Origin of the sequence: Roseixanthobacter finlandensis (assembly GCF_043195105.2) — a bacterium.
GTDB lineage: Bacteria > Pseudomonadota > Alphaproteobacteria > Rhizobiales > Xanthobacteraceae > NCEH01.
Map to the genome: position 1 here is coordinate 25158 of NZ_JBAFWO020000001.1, position 17671 is coordinate 42828.

Annotated in this window: 18 protein-coding genes and 3 pseudogenes; 6 read left to right on the plus strand and 15 right to left on the minus strand. The window is 62.0% G+C overall.

The features are described 5' to 3' along the window. Nucleotides 1-18 precede the first annotated feature (18 nt). The 4 genes from V5G24_RS24840 to V5G24_RS24855 form a co-directional block, all read right to left on the minus strand. Nucleotides 19-456 (minus strand): hypothetical protein, encoded by a 438-nt coding sequence (locus tag V5G24_RS24840; protein WP_394085349.1) that lies wholly within the window; start codon nucleotides 454-456, stop codon nucleotides 19-21. Between the two features lie 84 nt (nucleotides 457-540). Further along, complete coding sequence (locus V5G24_RS24845) at nucleotides 541-1728, minus strand: thiolase family protein (RefSeq protein ID WP_394015609.1); 1188 nt, start codon at nucleotides 1726-1728, stop codon at nucleotides 541-543. 33 nt (nucleotides 1729-1761) lie between these two features. Next, complete coding sequence (gene phbB, locus V5G24_RS24850) at nucleotides 1762-2505, minus strand: acetoacetyl-CoA reductase (RefSeq protein ID WP_394040775.1); 744 nt, start codon at nucleotides 2503-2505, stop codon at nucleotides 1762-1764. Nucleotides 2506-2509: 4 nt separating this feature from the next. Further along, nucleotides 2510-3190, minus strand: a complete 681-nt coding sequence (locus V5G24_RS24855; protein WP_394015607.1) for an RNA polymerase sigma factor — start codon at nucleotides 3188-3190, stop codon at nucleotides 2510-2512. A 263-nt stretch (nucleotides 3191-3453) separates the two neighbouring features. On the opposite strand from V5G24_RS24855, the gene V5G24_RS24860 reads away from it, so the two are divergent. The 5 genes and pseudogenes from V5G24_RS24860 (at nucleotide 3454) to V5G24_RS24880 (ending at nucleotide 5940) form a co-directional block, all read left to right on the plus strand. Then, a complete protein-coding gene (locus V5G24_RS24860) occupies nucleotides 3454-3924 on the plus strand; it encodes a hypothetical protein (protein WP_394040778.1) in 471 nt (156 codons plus the stop codon). A 425-nt stretch (nucleotides 3925-4349) separates the two neighbouring features. After that, complete coding sequence (locus V5G24_RS24865) at nucleotides 4350-4724, plus strand: hypothetical protein (RefSeq protein WP_394040780.1); 375 nt, start codon at nucleotides 4350-4352, stop codon at nucleotides 4722-4724. A gap of 63 nt (nucleotides 4725-4787) precedes the next feature. Continuing rightward, nucleotides 4788-5141: pseudogene (locus V5G24_RS24870) on the plus strand (MaoC/PaaZ C-terminal domain-containing protein); the annotation flags it as partial. After that, nucleotides 5113-5673, plus strand: a pseudogene (locus V5G24_RS24875) (TraB/TrbI/VirB10 family type IV secretion system protein); the annotation flags it as partial. The pseudogenes V5G24_RS24870 and V5G24_RS24875, both read left to right, overlap by 29 nt. Before the next feature lie 3 nt (nucleotides 5674-5676). Beyond that, nucleotides 5677-5940: a DUF2274 domain-containing protein gene (locus tag V5G24_RS24880; RefSeq protein ID WP_394085347.1), complete on the plus strand. Its 264-nt coding sequence runs from the start codon at nucleotides 5677-5679 to the stop codon at nucleotides 5938-5940. Here the strand turns inward: V5G24_RS24880 and V5G24_RS24885 are convergent. The 8 genes and pseudogenes from V5G24_RS24885 to V5G24_RS24920 all read right to left on the minus strand — a co-directional run bounded on the left by V5G24_RS24885 (nucleotide 5912) and on the right by V5G24_RS24920 (nucleotide 14524). Then, on the minus strand, nucleotides 5912-6610 hold the full coding sequence (locus V5G24_RS24885; RefSeq protein WP_394085346.1) for a LysR family substrate-binding domain-containing protein: 699 nt from the start codon (nucleotides 6608-6610) through the stop codon (nucleotides 5912-5914). The genes V5G24_RS24880 and V5G24_RS24885 overlap by 29 nt on opposite strands. A 111-nt stretch (nucleotides 6611-6721) precedes the next feature. Next, nucleotides 6722-6853, minus strand: a pseudogene (locus tag V5G24_RS24890) (helix-turn-helix domain-containing protein); the annotation flags it as partial. Nucleotides 6854-7127: 274 nt separating this feature from the next. After that, nucleotides 7128-7763 (minus strand): cation efflux transmembrane domain-containing protein, encoded by a 636-nt coding sequence (locus tag V5G24_RS24895; protein ID WP_394085345.1) that lies wholly within the window; start codon nucleotides 7761-7763, stop codon nucleotides 7128-7130. Nucleotides 7764-7788: 25 nt separating this feature from the next. Continuing rightward, complete coding sequence (locus tag V5G24_RS24900; protein WP_394085380.1) at nucleotides 7789-8604, minus strand: undecaprenyl-diphosphate phosphatase; 816 nt, start codon at nucleotides 8602-8604, stop codon at nucleotides 7789-7791. Continuing rightward, nucleotides 8577-9308, minus strand: a complete 732-nt coding sequence (locus V5G24_RS24905) for a cytochrome c biogenesis CcdA family protein (RefSeq protein WP_394085344.1) — start codon at nucleotides 9306-9308, stop codon at nucleotides 8577-8579. The genes V5G24_RS24900 and V5G24_RS24905 overlap by 28 nt, the downstream gene beginning before the upstream one ends. Nucleotides 9309-9310: 2 nt before the next feature. Then, a complete protein-coding gene (gene lspA, locus V5G24_RS24910) occupies nucleotides 9311-9835 on the minus strand; it encodes a signal peptidase II (RefSeq protein ID WP_394085343.1) in 525 nt (174 codons plus the stop codon). Nucleotides 9836-9900: 65 nt separating this feature from the next. Beyond that, nucleotides 9901-12966, minus strand: coding sequence for a heavy metal translocating P-type ATPase (locus V5G24_RS24915; RefSeq protein WP_394085341.1), 3066 nt, complete (start codon nucleotides 12964-12966; stop codon nucleotides 9901-9903). 184 nt (nucleotides 12967-13150) lie between these two features. After that, nucleotides 13151-14524: a phenylacetate--CoA ligase family protein gene (locus V5G24_RS24920; protein ID WP_394085339.1), complete on the minus strand. Its 1374-nt coding sequence runs from the start codon at nucleotides 14522-14524 to the stop codon at nucleotides 13151-13153. A gap of 73 nt (nucleotides 14525-14597) precedes the next feature. Between V5G24_RS24920 and V5G24_RS24925 the strand changes: the two genes are divergently transcribed. Continuing rightward, on the plus strand, nucleotides 14598-15059 hold the full coding sequence (locus V5G24_RS24925; protein ID WP_394085338.1) for a MerR family transcriptional regulator: 462 nt from the start codon (nucleotides 14598-14600) through the stop codon (nucleotides 15057-15059). Nucleotides 15060-15431: 372 nt separating this feature from the next. Here the strand turns inward: V5G24_RS24925 and V5G24_RS24930 are convergent, their stop codons facing one another. The 3 genes from V5G24_RS24930 to V5G24_RS24940 all read right to left on the minus strand — a co-directional run bounded on the left by V5G24_RS24930 (nucleotide 15432) and on the right by V5G24_RS24940 (nucleotide 17660). Next, entirely contained in the window at nucleotides 15432-16121 is a 690-nt protein-coding gene (locus tag V5G24_RS24930) for an SCO family protein (RefSeq protein ID WP_394085336.1), read from the minus strand. A 358-nt stretch (nucleotides 16122-16479) separates the two neighbouring features. Next, nucleotides 16480-17043: a TlpA family protein disulfide reductase gene (locus tag V5G24_RS24935; RefSeq protein WP_394085335.1), complete on the minus strand. Its 564-nt coding sequence runs from the start codon at nucleotides 17041-17043 to the stop codon at nucleotides 16480-16482. Next, nucleotides 17040-17660, minus strand: coding sequence for a DsbE family thiol:disulfide interchange protein (locus V5G24_RS24940; protein ID WP_394085334.1), 621 nt, complete (start codon nucleotides 17658-17660; stop codon nucleotides 17040-17042). The genes V5G24_RS24935 and V5G24_RS24940 overlap by 4 nt, the downstream gene beginning before the upstream one ends. Nucleotides 17661-17671 lie beyond the last annotated feature (11 nt).

The following is a 17671-nucleotide window of genomic DNA, read 5'->3' on the forward strand; positions in this document are numbered from 1 at the left end:
CGTCAACACTATATGCGGCTACGATGCCTTGACGCTGCTTCCGGTGTCAGGGGTTCCATTTGCCTGCTGACGGATTTCGCCTGCGGTCTCCCGTGCCATGGTCGCACAGTAGTCTTGGACCTTCTGCGAGAGATCGAGCCAAGTCTTCGTCTGCAACGACGTCTCTTCCAGGATGGCCGCCATGACGCTCGATTCTCCCGCGATCACATCCTGCGGTCGCCGGCACTGCACGAATTCCAGAAGCGAGCGTCCGATCCGCTCATTGGCGCCAAGGAGAGTGCTCATCTGAGCGCTGTATGTCTCGCCATAGGCCTTCTGCAGATCGGACGTGAAGGCCTGGAACCGCTTGAACTGGCCGTCGAGCTTGCCGGTACTGTCGGCGCCCGACAGTCCCCACCATGCGAATACAGCGTTCATGCGATCGAAACCAACTGGCGCCTCATTCTTCGTGGCCATTGTTCTCTCCTTGATTGTTTGGTTGCAGTTTCAGGAACGCGACATTCGATTTGCTGCGATGGGTCGCTTTTTACGCTCTCGCGGTCAGTGGAGAGCCTCAAGCGCCAAAGCGACCCCCTGACCGCCGCCGATGCACAGTGTCACCAATCCGCGGCGGAGACCGTCCCGGTGCATCGCGTGAAGGAGGCGGGTCGTCAGCACGGCTCCTGTCGCACCGATCGGATGGCCATGTGCGATGGCGCCGCCCTCGACATTGACGATGTCCTCCGGGAGCCCGAGCTCTCCGATGAGCGCCAAGACGATCGCCGCGAAGGCCTCGTTGATTTCCACGCGCTCGACGTCGCCGAGCGTCCAGCCAGCGCGATCCAAGGCCTGCCGAACCGCGGGAACCGGCCCGAGACCGAACAGGCCGGGTTCGACCGCGCCGACCCCGAAGGCCACAAGACGAGCCATCGGCGTCAGGCCGTGCTTCTCGGCCCAGCGGGCATCCGCAACGATCATGCCCGCGGCGCCGCTGTTGAGGCCCGGTGCATTGCCGGCGGTAATGGTTCCATCCTTGCGGAAAGCCGGCTTCAGCTTGGCCAGCGACTCCAGCGTTGCGTCCGGGCGGTTGTGCTCATCCTTGTCGAAGATCGTCGGCCCCTTGCGACCGGGGATTTCGATCGGCGCGATCTCGGCATTGAACTTGCCGGCCGCCTGCGCCGCGCCAAAGCGCCGCTGCGTCCGCTCCGCCCAGCGGTCCTGCGCCTCGCGCGTCACCTGAAACTTGCTGACGAGGTCCTCGGTCACCAAGCCCGAGTGGTGATCGGAAAAGGCATCGTTGAGGCCATCGCGCAGCATGCTGTCGTAGATCTGGGCATCGCCCATGCGGTAGCCCCACCGTCCGCCCGACATCAGGTAGGGCGATTGGTCCATGTTCTCCATGCCGCCGGCGATGGCGCTCTCGGCGAGGCCGAGCATGATCTCCTGCGCGGCGGTCGCGATCGCCTGCGCACCCGAACCACACACCCGGTTGATGGTCATCGCCGGAACGCCGGCCGGAACGCCGGCCTTGATCGCCGCCTGCCGCGCCGGGTTCATCTTGGCGCCGGCCTGGACGACCTGCCCCATCACCACGGCGCCGATCGCACCGTCTGCGATCTTCGCGCGGATCAATATTTCCTTGATCACGGCGGCCCCGAGCTCGGGGGCGCCTATGTCTTTCAGCGTTCCGCCATACGTGCCGATGGCTGTCCGCACCGGGGTGCAGAGCACGACGTTCGACTGTGCCATGTGGATGTCCTTTCGATTTCCCGGGGGGTGCCCCTATGCCATGTACTGGCCGCCATTGGCGGTGACCGTTGAGCCGGTGATGAACGTCGCATCCTCGCTCACCAGGAACTGGACGATGCGTGCGACCTCGTCGGCATTGCCCAGCCGCCCGACAGGGATTTGCCCCTCGATCCTTGCGAGAACATCTTCAGACATGGCACCGACCATGTCCGTCGCGATGTAGCCGGGCGCGACCGCGTTCACGGTGATGCCCCTCGACGCCGTCTCGAGCGCGAGCGCTTTGGTGAAACCAAGGATGCCAGCCTTCGCGGCTGCATAGTTGGTCTGACCAAGCTGCCCCTTCTGACCGTTGATCGAGGAAATATTGACGATCCGGCCGAAGCCGTGATCACGCATGGCGCCGATGACTGCTCGGCACATGTTGAAGCAGGAGGTGAGGTCGGTCGCGATGACCTCGCCCCACTGGGCAGATGTCATCTTGTGCAGCATGGCATCGCGGGTGATGCCCGCATTGTTGACGAGGATCTCAACCGGTCCGCCGAGGTCGTTCGCCACGCTGGCCACGCCATCCTGGCAGGCGTCAAAATCGGCAACATCCCATTTGTAGACTGGGATACCGGTATCGCCCGAGAACGCGTCGGCCGCTGTCGCGTTTCCGTGGTAGACGGCCGCAACCGCGTATCCCGCATTCTTGAAGCGACGCGCAATCGCGGCGCCGATCCCTCGCGTTCCGCCGGTGATGATCGCCACGCGCTTGGTGAGGTCATCTGCATTCATTGTGTTATCCGTTCTCAGGCGGCGTCTCGGTCTCGTCAGCGAGGCCCCGAGCTCGCCGGCGAATGCGCTCGGCCTCATCGCACCGGCAATCGAGGAAGCCGTGGACCGGACATGTCAGGCACATTTCCTCGAGCCTCTTGCGGAGCGCCTGGCGCCCGCGGTGAAGCCGGACCGCGATGTTGTTGAGCGTGGTGCCGAGGCTCGCGGCGATCCGATCCCGCGGCTCGCCAAGAATGTCGGAGCGCCAGACGACATCGGCATATTCGGGCTTGAGCGTCGGCAGCAATTTATGGAGGCAGCTGCAGACGGCCTCATCGGTTTCTCGATCCGGCTCGATCGCCAGGTTCTCGACGTCCGACTGCTCCATGTCGACCTCCCGGCGACGCCGCCTGATGGCGCGTCGCTGGTGATCGACGAGTGTCGTCGCCAGTATGCGCCCGAGCCAACCGCGGACCGTGCGGACGTCCCGCAATTGCCAGGCGCGCTCGATCGCCCGGAGCGAGAACTGCTGCAACAACTCTTCAGCCTCGTCCCGGCTGCCCACCCGATGATGCAAAAAGACCAGAAACTCCTCGCGTGCCTCGACAAGCGCTCGTCGTACAGCCGCGTCCGCTGGTTTTGCGGCGTCCTCTCCTTCCGGATCACTGCCCGAATGCTGAGCATTCGTCTCACGCCTGTTGGTCATCGTCTAGCCAGATCTTTCAATGGTTGAAACGTCCTATTGAGACGTCTCTGCCAAAACCAGACAGGATTTAACGTTACGGCCGCGACCGCCCACGTTCTTTAACGCAGATCAAGCTTTCTGTTGCCGGTCGTCGCTACGAATCCGTCTCGGATATCAGCCTTTTCGCCGCGATGGGCTGATGTCCTGGCGGGATCGGAACGGACCGAACTCTCGCCGGCACGTCGTGCACCATCTTAGGTCGTTGGCCAGCGGTGGGAGAGCAAATGACCATGCGAGCAATGAGAGTCGGGGTGGCGCTGGGTCTGATCCTGCTTTCCGGATTGGTCCACACAGCAATGGCGGCCCCTAGCGGCGACAGCAGAGTCGTCGGCGAGGTCCAGATCTATATGGGAATCCTGCCGGCGGAATTAGTCCGCGGTCATCCGCAAGGCCACACGGAGAATTCCATGCATGGCGGGCAGCCGATGGCCCGCGGGCAATTCCATATCGTTGTTGCACTCTTCGACGTCAGGAGTGGACGCCGTCTCACCGGCGCCGACGTCTCGGCCCGCGTCTCCGAAATCGGACTTGCTGGGAGCCAGAAGAACCTCAATCCGATGGAGATCGCGGGCACCGAAAGCTACGGCAACTACTTTGAAATGCAGGGCAATGGACCGTTTCGGATCAGCCTGACAATTCGCCTGCGGGACCGGGCGCAGGACATCAAGGTGGAATTCGAAGAACGGCATCAGTAATAGCGACTGTGAAGTGATCGATCGAGCGCGTCGGTCATGTCGATGAACGAGGCGCTGCCATTTGTGACTACGCCGGTCAGAGAGGTGAAACCGCAGCGAGTCGTTCAAATGGAACGGATGCATTTCCACTCGGAAGAATATCAACTCCACAATAGTACAGGGCCAGCGCATATGGCCGATTGCGGGGCCCGATGGCGCTGGACGGGTCGACGCCGGCCATACGAACAGGCTCACTATGATGCAAGACTACATCACTGATCGGGAGCGCCAAGACAAACGCAAGACCGCGGGCTTGCAATCCCTCACGGCGCGCGCTGCGATTTCCTTCGGCGCTTCGCACGGCGCAAGTGGCGATCTTTAACCTGCGGCAAAGCTCTCACTGCGATTTCAGCTTTCCTCAGTGCCTCAGTTGACAGGAGGCAGACATGGATTGGATCTCCCAGAACTGGATCTGGATCGCACTTGCAATTGGCGCATTCTTCTTCATGACCCGCATGGGCGGCCGCGGAATGGGCCGATCGGCACGCCACAGCCACGGAAGCGGGCAAGACGGCCCACCATCCGACGCTGGAGCCGGTCCGCGGTCGGTTCTTGATCCCGTAAGCCGGCAGTCTGTCAGCGGCAGTTCGTCGATATCTTCGGTCTATCGGGAGCGCGCCTACTATTTCGAGTCCCGCGAAAACCGTGAGGCGTTCGAGGCCGATCCCGAAAAGTATCTGACCGGGATGGCTGCTTCGGGCCAAGCGATCGATAACCAGCGCGACGACAACCATCCCCAGCACCACCGACATGGCTGCTAGGGCGCAGAGGTCCCGGACCGTTCGGCTTGGTTCCAATACGGGTAGAGAACCTCAGAGGCCGGAATGAACCAAACGGGCACGATCGAAAACCGGACGTTCGACGAGATTCGGATCGGTGACACCGCCAGCATCGTCCATACGCTCGTCCGAAAGGACGTCGAGCTCTTTGCCGTCATGTCGGGGGACGTCAATCCCACTCATGTCGATGAAGCGTTCGCCAAGAGCGATCTGTTTCACAAGATCGTAGCACACGGCATGTGGGGCGGTGCCCTTATCTCGACCATTCTCGGCACCGAGCTGCCAGGCCCAGGCACCGTCTATTTTGGCCAGACTCTTCGTTTCCATCGCCCAGTTGGTCTCGGCGACACCATCACGGTGACCGTGCGGGTCACCGAACATCCTTCAGGCGGGCGCCGTCATCCCGGCAGCCATGATCACCGGCATCCGCTCCGACCTGCCAGGGCAGATCACGGCGCAAGTGACTGAGAACATCTACGACAGCCCTACGGGCCGCATCCTCCTCGTGCCCCAGGGCACCCGCATCATCGGCCAGTACGACAACAATGTTCAATTCGGGCAAAGCCGCGTGCTGCTAGTCTGGAATAGGCTGATCTTCCCGAACGGCCGCTCGATCGTGCTCGAGCGCCAACCCGGTGCGGACGCGGAGGGCTACGCCGGCCTACAGGACGGCGTTGACTATCACTGGTGGGACCTAGCCAAGACCGCGGGTCTCTCCACCTTGCTGAGCGTCGGGGCCGAACTCGCAACGAACGACGACGACCGCTTGATCCAAGCTATTCGAAACGGCGGACAAGACACCATCAACGATGCGGGCCAACAGATTGTCCGCCGCCAGCTCAACGTCGCGCCGACACTGACCATTCGTCCGGGCTTTCCGGTCCGCGTCATCGTCACACGTGACCTCGTCCTCGAACCCTATGGAGGTTGACCAATGGCGAAGCTGAAGCTCGGGGTCATTGACGATGACAAGCCGGTGAAGATCTCGCTCGAACTGCCGGCGGCAGTTCATCGGGAGCTGGTGGCCTATGCCGAGGTGCTGGCTAAGGAGACGGGACGGCCGGTCGGCGAGCCAGCCAAGCTGATCTCGCCGATGATCGAGCGCTTCATGGCAACCGACCGGGGCTTCGCCAAGGCCCGCCGAGAAGGCCGGGCTGTTCGCCAGCCCGCTACGACAGGTGGGACGGCGCGGGAATAGCGTTTGGCGAGGCGGGCAATCCGGTCTTCGATTGCCGCGACATGGTTGTGGCAAGACTGAGCAGCCGCCGCAGGGCCGGGTTGTCGTTCTGCGGCGACCATATCGCACAGAACGGCAGGATCTCCTCAGACAGCGGACGATAGACGACACCCGGAAAGCGCGATGCGATCGTCGCCTCGCTCGTAAGCGTCAGACCTTGTCCCATGGCCACAAGGTTCATCAGGTTGTCTCGGCCGACACCGTGACGCTCGACGCTGGGGTGGTGCCCGAGATCGGCCAGATGCTTAACGAGGTAGTCGTGGATCTCCGGCCCGGGATCGGTCTCACTGACGATGAAGTTCCGGTCTCGCAGATTCCGCCATGAGATCTTACGCTTTCGCGCTAGTTCATGATCGCTGGACAATGCCACATAGACCCGCTCGTTCCAAAGATGGGCCAAATCGCAGCCATCCGCGATTGGTTGGCCTGTTAGGAAGGCGATATCCAGCCGATGCCTTTGAACCGACGCAATGTGGTCGGTCGGGCCCCCTTCGATGAGGTCGGGGCGGACGTCGGGATTCGCCCCGACATAGGCGCGGAGCAGATCGGACAGAAAGCCAGAAGCGAGCGAAGAAAATATCCCAATGCGGACCACGCCCGCCTCACCACGACCGAACGAACCCGCATCCATGGCAGCGTGCCCAATCTGGCTCAGAGCCTGGCGAGCGCGGATGAGGAATCTCTGGCCCGCCTGGGTGAGATGAACACCGCCATGGTGACGAATGAAAAGCGCGGCTCCGATCTCGTCTTCGAGATCCCGGATACGTCGGCTGATGGCAGACTCTTGGACTTCCAGCGCCTTGGCCGCGCGTCGAAAGCTTCCGCGCTCAGCGGCCGCAATAACGTAGCGAAGATGACGCAGTTCGATCGTCAGGGTGCTACCTCGCGTGGCCTGGAGTCCCCGAGCTCCTGAATTACACGGGCCACTCTTGCTCCTAGAAGGCTGCTACGTCGGCGTATCCGCTTCTTGGTCATCGAGCCGTGCAAGACCGTGCGGAAGGCTACATGCTGTAGCCGCTACAGGATCAAGCGGAATATGATCGAGATCGGAGGTATGTTATCGAGGCTTGACAGCGCAGTTGCGTCAGGCTGGTTGCCTTAAGCTGCGAGTTCGGTGCAAGCACGGCGGAAGGACCGTACGCTCATCATTATTCGCGAACCGACAATCCCTCCCGTTGCGCCTCGCGCGCCTCCTTCAGAATATCCCAGCCGCCCTTGAGAACGATCCCACCAACCACCAGCCCGATGATCAAATCGGGAAGCGGGGATCTGAAGAACATGACTGCGGCGCCGGATACAACAATGCCAGCGTTGGCCAGCATGTCGTTAGTCGTAAAGATCCAGGACGCCTTCAAGTGCACGCCCCGGTCCCGATGCGAGCGCAGCAGCCGCAGGCAAAGCAGATTGGTCGCGGCGTTTGCGATGGCCGTAACAATCATGGCTAAACCGATCGGCTCAGCGCCCACGAAAAAACGTCGAAGGACCTCCATGAGCAGCGCTAAACCCAAAACTATCAGAAGGATGCCGGACAGACGCGCGACACGCGTCTTGGCCGCGACCGTCCGCCCAACGGCATAGATGCTGACCGCATAGACGCCAGCGTCCGCTAAATTGTCCAGAGCGGCACCCAGGAGACCGGTGGAGTCTGCAATCACGCCCACGAGCCCGGCCATAATCACTTGCAAGAAATTGATGGCTAGGACCCGCATAAGGGTCTTGCGTTCAGCGGCATCACTCGCGTCAAGCTGGATTTCAGATTCTTCCTTTTGCTGTTGCGCGCTCATGCGAAGTTCCTAAAACGTTCGGGTCTTAAGTGATATTGCCCAGCGCAATGGCCGATAGGAGAACGATACCGAGGGCTCCTCGATAAATCACGAACGGCCAAGCGGAAAAACGCTCGAGCACGCGCATCAGCCCCCAGATCGCGAAGAATGCCGAGACAGAGGCTACGACGAGTCCCAAGAGAAGAATCGACCAACCGTCAGGAGACAGGTGGACTTTGTAGAGCTCCCAAAGTTCCTTGAAGCCGGCCAGAGCAATTGCCGGCAAACTGAGAAGGAAGGAAAATCGCGCTGCCTCTTCTCGCTTAAGGCCGAGCGCAAGTGCCGCAGTCAAGGTAGAGCCCGAACGCGACACTCCCGGGATCAGGGCGCCGATCTGAGCAATGCCCACGATCATTGCATCGATCAGAGATACGTTTTCAAGTGTTCGTCTGTGGCGAGCGTAAATCTCCGCGAGCGCTAAGAGGATGGCCATGACGATGCAGGCCCAGCCGATGATTGCGAGGGTCCGCAAAGGGGAACCGCAGGCGTTCAGGACCCCCGACAAGGATACGCCCGCCACGCCGATCGGGATCGTCGCAACGATAATCCAAAGAGAAAAGCGGAAGTGTCGGTCCCGGAAATCCCGATGCGCAACGGCGCGGACCGAATTTGTGGCCAACTGGCTCACGTCACCCCAAAAATAGCTGATGACGGCAGCCTGCGCTGCGAGCTGCATGGAGGCGGAGAAGGCGGAGCCCGGATCTTGCCAACCGAACAAGGCAGGCACGGTCCGCGCGTTGGAGACAGGTGCTCGATCCGATGCGGCCCCGCGTCTCAACCGATGCTGCCGAGCACCGGAAATGTCGTCAGCATCCAGATGGCGATCTCCTGCAGGCGACCTGTCATCATCAGAATACCGACGCCGACCATCACCGCCCCCGCGCCCACATTCAACGCCGCACCAGCGCGCCGCATGCGTTTCAAAGCCACGGCCGCACTGCCAAAGAACAGCGCTGCGAGGAGAAACGGGACGCCCAGTCCGAGACCATAAGCACCTAGCAGCACCGCTCCATTGCCGGACGAGGTCGCCGTGACGGTGAGGATCGAGGCGAGCACCGGCCCAATGCAGGGCGTCCACCCAAAGGCAAAGGCAATCCCAAGGAGGAAGGCTCCGACGGGGCCTCCAATCTGCGTAGGCCCATGCCAGCGTCGATCAGCCATCAATGCGACGGGCAAGCGTACCAGTCCTGTCATGGCGAGACCGAAGACAATGACCAACGCGCCGCCGATCAGGTTCGTTTCAATTTGGTAGCGTTGCAGAAATCCGCCGAGGGCCATCGCACTGAGCCCAAGCAGAACAAAGACGGTGGTGAAACCCAGCACGAAGAGGAGCGCTGGTCCGAGAACATGGAACTGGCGGCTCTTCCCTCCACCGGCGTCTGCTCCTCCGGCGACATAGGACAGATAGCCCGGCACGAGCGGCAGCACGCAGGGTGAAAGGAAGGAGATGGCTCCAGCCATTGCGGCGGTGGCCAAACCAAGCAACGACACGTCGATGATCGCCATCGTCAGTGCCCCATGTGGCTCGGCCGCTTCCGATCCGAGACCATCGATTGCGCCGGCCAAAGGGAACCTGTGATCAAAAGGACGACGCCGATGGTGATTGTCACGTCCGCCATGTTGAAGGTGGGCCAGTGCCAATCGCCTACGTGAAAATCAAGAAAATCGGTCACAGCACCGTGACGCACCCGGTCCACCACGTTGCCTACAGCACCGCCGGCAATCAGGCCGAAGGCGAATGTCTCGATGCGCTTTGTGGTTCGCACAGCCCAGACGAGGAGTCCTGCCGCGATCACGACTGTTATCCCGGCGAGCATCAGTGGCTGCTCCACGAAAAGATCGCGGAACATCCCAAAGCTGACGCCCGTGTTGAAACCGAGAGTGAGATTGAAGAATGGCACGATCTCGATGGTGCGCGGCGGCACCATCACAATGTTGACGATCAGCCATTTCGTTACAAAATCGGCGGCCAGAGCGGCAGCGAATGCACCGCCGGCCAGCACGCCTCGCCGTATCAAAGTCGCATATGTCACAATCGATCCGTCCTCATAATGCACGCCAATTGGCCATCATCCGGGGCCGACGCATTCGGCCATGATCAGCGCGCAGGGTCCGCCGCAATGACCCCAGGCCCATGATGCGCGCGCGCCGGAACTCCGGATCCCGCCGAAGGACCGCCCCGCTGAACCGTCGTCTGACCACGGTTGAGCAGGCGCAGGCCGTTAAGAACGACCAGCAACGACGCGCCGACGTCGGCCGCGATGGCGCCCCAGAGCGATGCGAGACCAAATACTGTGAGCGCTGTGAACAGGAGCTTCACGGCAATGGAGAAGGCGACGTTCTGTCGGATGACGGTGAGCGTCGAGCGCGAGTGACGCACCAGCCAGGGAAGCTTCGACAGATCGTCCGACATGAGTGCAACATCGGCTGTTTCAATGGCAGCGTCGCTGCCCATGGCGCCCATTGCGATGCCGAGATTTGCACGTCCCATTGCAGGAGCATCGTTGACCCCATCCCCGACCATGGCAACCGACCCGTAGCGCCGCACCAAATCTTCGACGGCCGCCACCTTGTCGCCAGGCAGGAGTTCCGCCCGGACCTCGTCGATGCCCGTCTGCTTCGCAATCGCCTCTGCCGTCGCCCGGTTATCCCCCGTGAGCATCACGACGTGTTTGATGCCGGCGAGGTGAAGCGAAGTAACAATGTCCTTCGCTTCCGGCCTGACGGCATCGGCAACGGCGATGAGACCCCAAACCTCCTGCGCGTCGCCGACCGCGACGATGGTACGACCGGCGCTCGAAAGTACATCGGCCCGCTGCAGAACTGCATCTGAGTTGATACCCCGCTCCTCGATGTAGCGGCGCGAGCCGAGCCACGACTCGCGGCCGGCCACGCGACCGGTGACGCCTCGGCCAGTGATGGCTTGGACAGCCTCGACAGGCTCGGCGACCATCTTGAGTTCGGCAGCTTTCGCCAGAATGGCGCGAGCGATCGGATGCCCGCTGCGTGCCTCCAGGGCTGCGGCCAAGCCGAGAACCTGTGTTTCGCTGCGGCCTCCAAGCGGCACGATCTCGACGACCTTCGGGCGCCCTTCGGTGAGCGTGCCAGTCTTGTCCATCGCAATGGCTTTGAGGTGCGCAGGCGTTTCGAGATGGGTGCCGCCCTTCACCAGGACGCCCTGCTTCGCTGCGCCGGCGAGTGCCGCCACGATCGTCACCGGCGTCGAAATCACGAGGGCGCAGGGGCAAGCAATCACGAGGAGCACGAGAGCCCGGTAGAACCAGACATCCCATGCGCCGCCCAAGAGCAGGGGCGGAGCAAGAAAGATCGCAACGGCGAGCACCATCACGACGGGCGTGTAGACACGAGCGAACTTCTCCACCCACTGCTCACTGGGCGCGCGTCGGCTCTGCGCTGAGCCGACCATTCGAATGATCTGAGCGAGCGTCGTGTCATTCGCCGCTTTGGTGGTCACGACATCAAGTGCACCCTCTCCGTTGATGGTGCCGGCAAAGACCTCGTCGCCTTCTGCCTTGAATACGGGGACGCTTTCGCCGGTGATCGGCGCTTGATTGACCTCGCTCTCGCCAGCGGCAACCCGGCCGTCGAGCGGCACCTTGTCTCCTGGCCGGACGATGATGTGCACGCCGACCCGAACCTCAGCCGCCGGAACGTCGCGCTCTGAGCCATCTTCGAGCTTGACGCGTGCTGTCGGCGGCGCGAGTTCCATGAGTGCGGCCACCGCCCGGCGCGCGCGACCGAGACTCCAAGCCTCAAGCGCCAGCGCCAGCGCAAAAAAGAACGAAACAGTAGCGGCCTCGAACCAGGCGCCAATACCAATCGCCCCCGCGACCGCAACCATCATCAGCAGATTCATGTCAGGACGCAGCCGCTTGGCCGCGAACCAAGCCTTGGGTGCGACGTAGCGCGCCGCGCAGAGCACCGCGACCACGTAAAGGACCATGCTCGGCAACGGGGTCGAGCCCAAAGCGTGTTCGCCTGCCTCAAAGGCCGCGATCACACCGCCTCCGAGCCAAGCGTGGATCGCAAAGCCCAGCGCCGTGAGCCCGCCGCTTGCGGTCGTCAGCCACGACTGCACCCGCTTGCGGCGCTCTTCGGCCTGCGCGGCTTCGCTGGTACCGCCTTCAATCCAGGGTTCTGCGCGCAGACCAGCGCGGGCAACGGCCTTCTCAACGCTGGCTTCGAGCGCCGCATCCGACGGTACGTCGATCGACATGCGACCGTTGAGGAGATCGAAGGCGAGCTTGTCTTCGCCGACCAGCGGCCCAACCTCACGCTTTAATGCCGCGATTTCATCGGCACAGTCCATGCCGTGAATGCGAAACACGACTTTGCCGGGCAAGTGGGTTGGGATCGGCGGGCTGAGTGCCTCCTGCACTTCTGTGGCACAGCCGCAGGTCGCACCTTCAATCGCTCCGGCGGGCTCGAGCACGCGGAGCGAAACGGCGAACGGCGACCAGGGCTCGGCGCGCATACCTGTTCGAGCCACGGCTTCCTCGATCGCGTCGGGCGCCGCCCGATTCTGGGGAGCCACGGTCATCATGCCTTGCGCGGTGTCGAAGGCGAGTTTGTCTTCGCCCACGAGCGGACCGAGTTCCCGCGTGAGGGCCGCCACCTCGTTCTTGCAGTCGAGACCATGGACGCGGAAGAGCAATGTCTCTGCCGTGCCATCCTCAACAAGGGAAGCACGCATGCCGGTCGGGACGACGCGGCCAATGATATAGTCGATGGTCGCCTGCCGTTGCGGCGCGACCGTCATCAGCCCCTTCGCGGTGTCGAACGTCAGCCAAGCCTCGCCCCCAACCAGTGGACCGATCTCACGCTTGAGCACCGCGACTTCATTCTTGCAGTCGAGCCCCTCGACCCGGAACAGCAGTGCCGGTGCACGCTGCTCCACCGGCTCCCGTAGGAGATGCGCTTGCATGCCGGTCGTGGCGACCGCCCGCTGGATAACCTCAATCACCGAAGCGTTCTCGGATATCACCTCCATGATACCGGCTTGAGTATTGAAGGACAGCTTGTCGCCGCCGCCGACAACCGGCCCCACCGCGGCGCGAAGCGCGCGAACCTCGTTCTGGCAATCTAAACCGTCAACTTTGAAGCGCAGCGAGCTTGGAGGGCTCATCGTCGCGGCATCAGTCATTCTTGTCTCCTTACCGTTGTCTTTGAGCGCGGCGCCGATGCTTCCTCACTCTCTTGCTAACCATACATCCTGTAGTCACTACAGAATCAAGGGGTGAGTCTCATGCTTTTGTCACACGAAATGCGGAGGCACCGTGGTGCTACATTCAGCATCGGCGATCGTGCATCTCGCCGCCGAGGGAGACTTATGACCGCGCGCCTTCCACGAGCGGAACAACTTGCCGAACCTTGCCACCCCTAGACTGCTCCGGCGGGTCCTCGGCGCGCTCCAGGGCAACCTGATCGAGGCCGTGCTCTGCGAGCAAACGTTTGATGCCGGCAAGGACCGCTTCCCACACGCGATCCGAATCAGCACCGTGGATCTTCAGGCGCACGCGCAAGCTCGCCGGCGCGGTCTGCACTATCTGAAACATCTGGAGTCCAGGTGTTCGGTCGGCCAACGTGGCAAAGGCCAAGGGTGCAATGGTCACCCGGTCGCGGCCAGCGGTGCGGAAGGTGAGGACCTCGGCAGATCGCCCTTGCACACGGATCGACGGCAGCGGATTTCCGCACCGGCAAGGCCCGGCCTGCTGAAAGACGCTGTCGCCCAGATCGTAGCGTAGAATCGGCTGCACTCGATTGGCGAGGTTACTGATGAGCACTGTGTGTGCTGGCTCACCCGGCGGTACGGGCCGATAGTCCGCGTCGACAGGCTCGAATGCGACCCAGTCGCTGTTGACGTGCAACCACCCGTGCTCGCAGCTGTAGCTGAAGAAGGGACACTCGGTTGCCGCGTAGCTGTTGCCGACCTTGGCTTCGAATGCTCGCGCAATTCGGTCGTACTCGCCCTCCGGCAGCCCTTCGGCGGAGAGCGCTAACAACACTGGATTGATCCTCAGACGACCAGCTTCCTGCTCGCTCGCTAGCAGCGCTGCCATACTCGCGTAGGGTGCAAGGAGCACCGGCCGGAATTGGTTGAGTCGGGCCACAAGCTCTTGCAAGGGCATGTGCACTGATAGCACCTCGAGCCGTCGTCCTTGGCCCTTCTGCAGGCGTGCCGCAGCGACCGCGGAGGCGAAGTGGCCGCCCGTCGCCATGACCATTGCCATGCGTCCTCCGCCGAACAAGATTCGAATAAAATCGCCCGCGCTGAGCCAAGCCGTCAGCATGCGAAACGCCATGGCGTTGGTGACGGCCATGTTCCGATTGTCGAGCACGAAGACACCGCGCGTCCCTGTCGTGCCAGAAGTCGTCAGCAGAGTGTATTTACCGAGGAACCGTTCGCCGATCAGGTTCGGATCTTCGACAAACGCCTTTGCTCCTTTCAGGGTTATTTCCCTATCGACGCACCAATCATCGAACCGAGCCATCAACGTCTTCTTGTCGGTAACGGGTAGCAGCTCGGGAGTTTCGACCCGGTTCCGCAGACCATCATACAGCTCGCGATAATAGGGCGAGTTGGCCCGAGCGTAGGCGACCATGTCGGCGAGACGGGCGCGCTGGCGTTGAGCGATTGCGCCTTCGCCGCCCTTTCGAGCACGCCAAGCGTCCCAGATCAGGCTTCCAACGTGTTCCGTCATTTCGTTCTCGGTTCACACACTTCCCGTCAACTGATATACCTACATCCTGTAGTCACTACAGGAGCAAGCCCCGATGATCGCTATTGGAGCGTTGTCCCGACGCACAGGGGTCAATATCGAGACGATCCGCTATTACGAGCGGATCAGACTCATACCGCCGCCGCCCCGAACGGACAGTGGACGACGGCTCTACGGAGCCGAGGACGTTCGGCGCCTGACCTTCATCCGCCATGCTAGGGACCTCGGTTTCGACATCGCGGCTATCAAGACAATGCTCGCTCTACAGGACGTGCCGGAGGCGTCATGCGAGCAGGTGAGCCGGATCGCTACCGGCCAGCTCGCAGCCGTCGAGAGTCGAATCCGCCGCCTCCTTGGGCTTAGGACCGAGCTCACCCGGATGATCAGCGAATGCGACAACGGAAAAGTCGCATCCTGCCGAATTATCGAAGTCCTCGCTGACTCTCCCGGCAATCTGGACGGCCCTGATGGCGAAGCGGCTGTAGCGGCGGCTCGGGACCTTCTTGCATCACGGTGAACGGCAGGACTCGCAGTCGTGCTCGCCGGCAAAGGCATAGCTGGGCCGCAAGAAGCAGGCTGGCTGAGCATCAGGCCTTTGGCGTTTGCACCGCGAATTGAAATCTCGGATTGTATCCAACCTGGGAAGGCGTGTTCGCGCAGTTCTTGACCGGCGCGACTTTGGTGACGGGCTTCTGCTTCGCGACTGGCGCGTCTGCCGTCGCACGCTCAAGGACCGCACTTACTACTGGCGGCGCTACCGACCACACCGACCCGTAAACGAGGCAAGGCGTCGGCTCGCAATGTGCCATGCGTTCGCTTTATGCCGCCTCACGGTTAGCCGCGTGATAGAGGCGATGATCGACTCTCGTGAGTAGGCCCTCATCGCACATCAAAACAATCCCTTCAGCTTGTCCCAAAAGCTCGAGCCCGGATGTCCGTGAGGCTTTTGTGTTCGGTTGGTGAGCGCATTGACGAAGATCACTAGATTGACAGGCTCGAACTGCAGGCCGTGGAACCTGGCGCGCAGTCGCCCATCCTGATCAATCACGTGCGTGACGATCCCGTGCATCTGCATGCCATCATCGCCTTGTGTGAACTTGAGGCCATAGGCTTCGGCGATCTTTCGCGTGCTGTCTTCGGGTTGATCGGGGGCCGCCGTCAGGAACAGCCAATTCATCGGGTCGAGGCCGTGGGCCTGACCGTAGTCACGCAAGACTTGGCTTGTGTCGCGTTTCGGATCGGTCGTGATAGTGACGAACTCGACCATCGCCTTCATAGGCGTCTGGTTGATCATCGCTTGGAGTTCAGCGATCCGCTCCGCGTGGAGAGGGCAGACGTCTGGGCAGTTCGTATAGATGAAATTGAGCACGACAACCTTGCCATGCAGATCGCTGAGGCGGGCGACGCTGCCGTTGGCATCCTGCAAGGTGAATCCCGGCGCTTCGCTATCGACCGGCTGGAAATACTTGTCCTTGTCGCGAAGATCACGGTCGACTTCTGCGAGTGAATGCGCCAGGACCGGCGTGACGACCGCCCCTATTAGGGCGAAGGCGAGCGCTACGGATTGCAAGATACGCATGCCGGTCACCTCGGGGGAGTATCGGCAGCGGGCGAGCAGCATGAGCCACCAGGCTTGATCGAACCATCGGCGATAGGGTCGTCGGAGGACACCAGGGACGATGCTTTGTCCGCCGAAGGGCCATTCATTCGGCTCATGCAGAGACCGAGCGCGCACATTGCGACGCAAGGCAGCGCGCTCAGCAGCAACGGGGCCACACCCGCTGCGACGAGCCAACTCCAATTGAAGGCTGCGCTGAGACTGAGAGCCAAAGCGCCGAGCACAATCAGTCCTCGCCGCCTCTGCAGTGAGAGAGTGAGCTTGCCGGTAAGCACTCGCGGTTCGGGATGAGAAGGCATGTCGGACGTGTTCACGCTGCTCATGTCGGTTCGTCCTCCTGTTGCGGAGCGGCCAAGCGGCCTTGCCTCTGGGCGATGATTGACTTGAGGAACGCGAGCATTTCCGGCGCATCCCATTCGGCAGGACCGATCAGCCGTCCCAGCTCTTCCCCCTGGCGGTCGATGAGAAGCGTCGTTGGCAGACCAGCGGCAGCGAGGGCGAAGCCAACTTTGCTTGACGGATCGACGCAGATGGCGAGATTCTGAATGCCGATTTCGGCGAAGAACTTTTTCACAACCTCCGACCCGCCGCGATCAATCGAGAGCGTGACGACCTCGAAATCGGGACCGCCCAGCGAGGCCTGCAGCCGGTCGAGCGTCGGCATCTCCTTGCGGCACGGCACGCACCATGTCGCCCAAACGTTCAGCAACACCACCTTACCGCGGAAGTCAGCGAGCGTGCGGACGTTGCCGTCGCTGTCAGTGAACTGGAACTCCGGCACGGGCGTCGGCGCGTCGCGCAGCACCAAATTCTGCGGCGGACCGGCGAGCACCGGTCCCGCCATTGCGATCAACGCGACTATGGGGAGGACGAACCGTCTCATGACGTGCCTCCCTTCGCCTGCTGGCGCAAACGCTCGACGAGCGGAAGAATCGTCTCAGTCAATGCCTGCTCAGTCACCGGACCGATGTGCTTGTGGGCGACACGTCCATCGGCGCAGACCACGAAGGTCTCCGGCACGCCGTAGACACCCCAGTCGATGGCGACGCGGCCGTCCCGATCGGCCCCGGTGCGGGTGTAAGGGTCGCCAAGGTTACCCAGCCACTCGGCTGCATCTTCGGGGCGGTCCTTGTAGTTGAGGCCGTGGATCGGCACGGTCCTGTCCTGCGCAAGGTGCAGGAAGAGCGGGTGCTCAGCCCGGCAGGCGACGCACCAAAATGCGAAGACATTAACGCGTGAGACCTCGCTGCAGAGGTCACCGCTCGACAGCCCAAGCGTACGGCCTTGGACGGGCGGCAGGCTGAAGGCCGGCACAGGTTTGCCGATCAGGGCGGACGGAAGCTGGCTGGGATCGCTCCCAAGCCGCGAGGCAAATACGGAGGCGAGGCCGCCGAAACCAACGACCGGCGCCACGTAGAGCAGGAGCCGACGCCGCGTGATAGCTCCGACCGGCTGCTCCACCGCTGTCGGTACATGCTCCGTGGTAGTGCTTCCGGTCATCGAAATAGTCT

What these genes read in the sequence shown, in the direction of transcription:
- V5G24_RS24840 (WP_394085349.1), bottom strand. Translation starts at nt 456, where the DNA reads ATGGCCACGAAGAATGAGGCGCCAGTTGGTTTCGATCGCATGAACGCT.
- V5G24_RS24845 (WP_394015609.1), bottom strand. Translation starts at nt 1,728, where the DNA reads ATGGCACAGTCGAACGTCGTGCTCTGCACCCCGGTGCGGACAGCCATC.
- phbB (WP_394040775.1), bottom strand. Translation starts at nt 2,505, where the DNA reads ATGAATGCAGATGACCTCACCAAGCGCGTGGCGATCATCACCGGCGGA.
- V5G24_RS24855 (WP_394015607.1), bottom strand. Translation starts at nt 3,190, where the DNA reads ATGACCAACAGGCGTGAGACGAATGCTCAGCATTCGGGCAGTGATCCG.
- V5G24_RS24860 (WP_394040778.1), top strand. Translation starts at nt 3,454, where the DNA reads ATGACCATGCGAGCAATGAGAGTCGGGGTGGCGCTGGGTCTGATCCTG.
- V5G24_RS24865 (WP_394040780.1), top strand. Translation starts at nt 4,350, where the DNA reads ATGGATTGGATCTCCCAGAACTGGATCTGGATCGCACTTGCAATTGGC.
- V5G24_RS24880 (WP_394085347.1), top strand. Translation starts at nt 5,677, where the DNA reads ATGGCGAAGCTGAAGCTCGGGGTCATTGACGATGACAAGCCGGTGAAG.
- V5G24_RS24885 (WP_394085346.1), bottom strand. Translation starts at nt 6,610, where the DNA reads ATGGATGCGGGTTCGTTCGGTCGTGGTGAGGCGGGCGTGGTCCGCATT.
- V5G24_RS24895 (WP_394085345.1), bottom strand. Translation starts at nt 7,763, where the DNA reads ATGAGCGCGCAACAGCAAAAGGAAGAATCTGAAATCCAGCTTGACGCG.
- V5G24_RS24905 (WP_394085344.1), bottom strand. Translation starts at nt 9,308, where the DNA reads ATGGCGATCATCGACGTGTCGTTGCTTGGTTTGGCCACCGCCGCAATG.
- V5G24_RS24915 (WP_394085341.1), bottom strand. Translation starts at nt 12,966, where the DNA reads ATGACTGATGCCGCGACGATGAGCCCTCCAAGCTCGCTGCGCTTCAAA.
- V5G24_RS24920 (WP_394085339.1), bottom strand. Translation starts at nt 14,524, where the DNA reads ATGACGGAACACGTTGGAAGCCTGATCTGGGACGCTTGGCGTGCTCGA.
- V5G24_RS24925 (WP_394085338.1), top strand. Translation starts at nt 14,598, where the DNA reads ATGATCGCTATTGGAGCGTTGTCCCGACGCACAGGGGTCAATATCGAG.
- V5G24_RS24930 (WP_394085336.1), bottom strand. Translation starts at nt 16,121, where the DNA reads ATGCGTATCTTGCAATCCGTAGCGCTCGCCTTCGCCCTAATAGGGGCG.
- V5G24_RS24935 (WP_394085335.1), bottom strand. Translation starts at nt 17,043, where the DNA reads ATGAGACGGTTCGTCCTCCCCATAGTCGCGTTGATCGCAATGGCGGGA.
- V5G24_RS24940 (WP_394085334.1), bottom strand. Translation starts at nt 17,660, where the DNA reads ATGACCGGAAGCACTACCACGGAGCATGTACCGACAGCGGTGGAGCAG.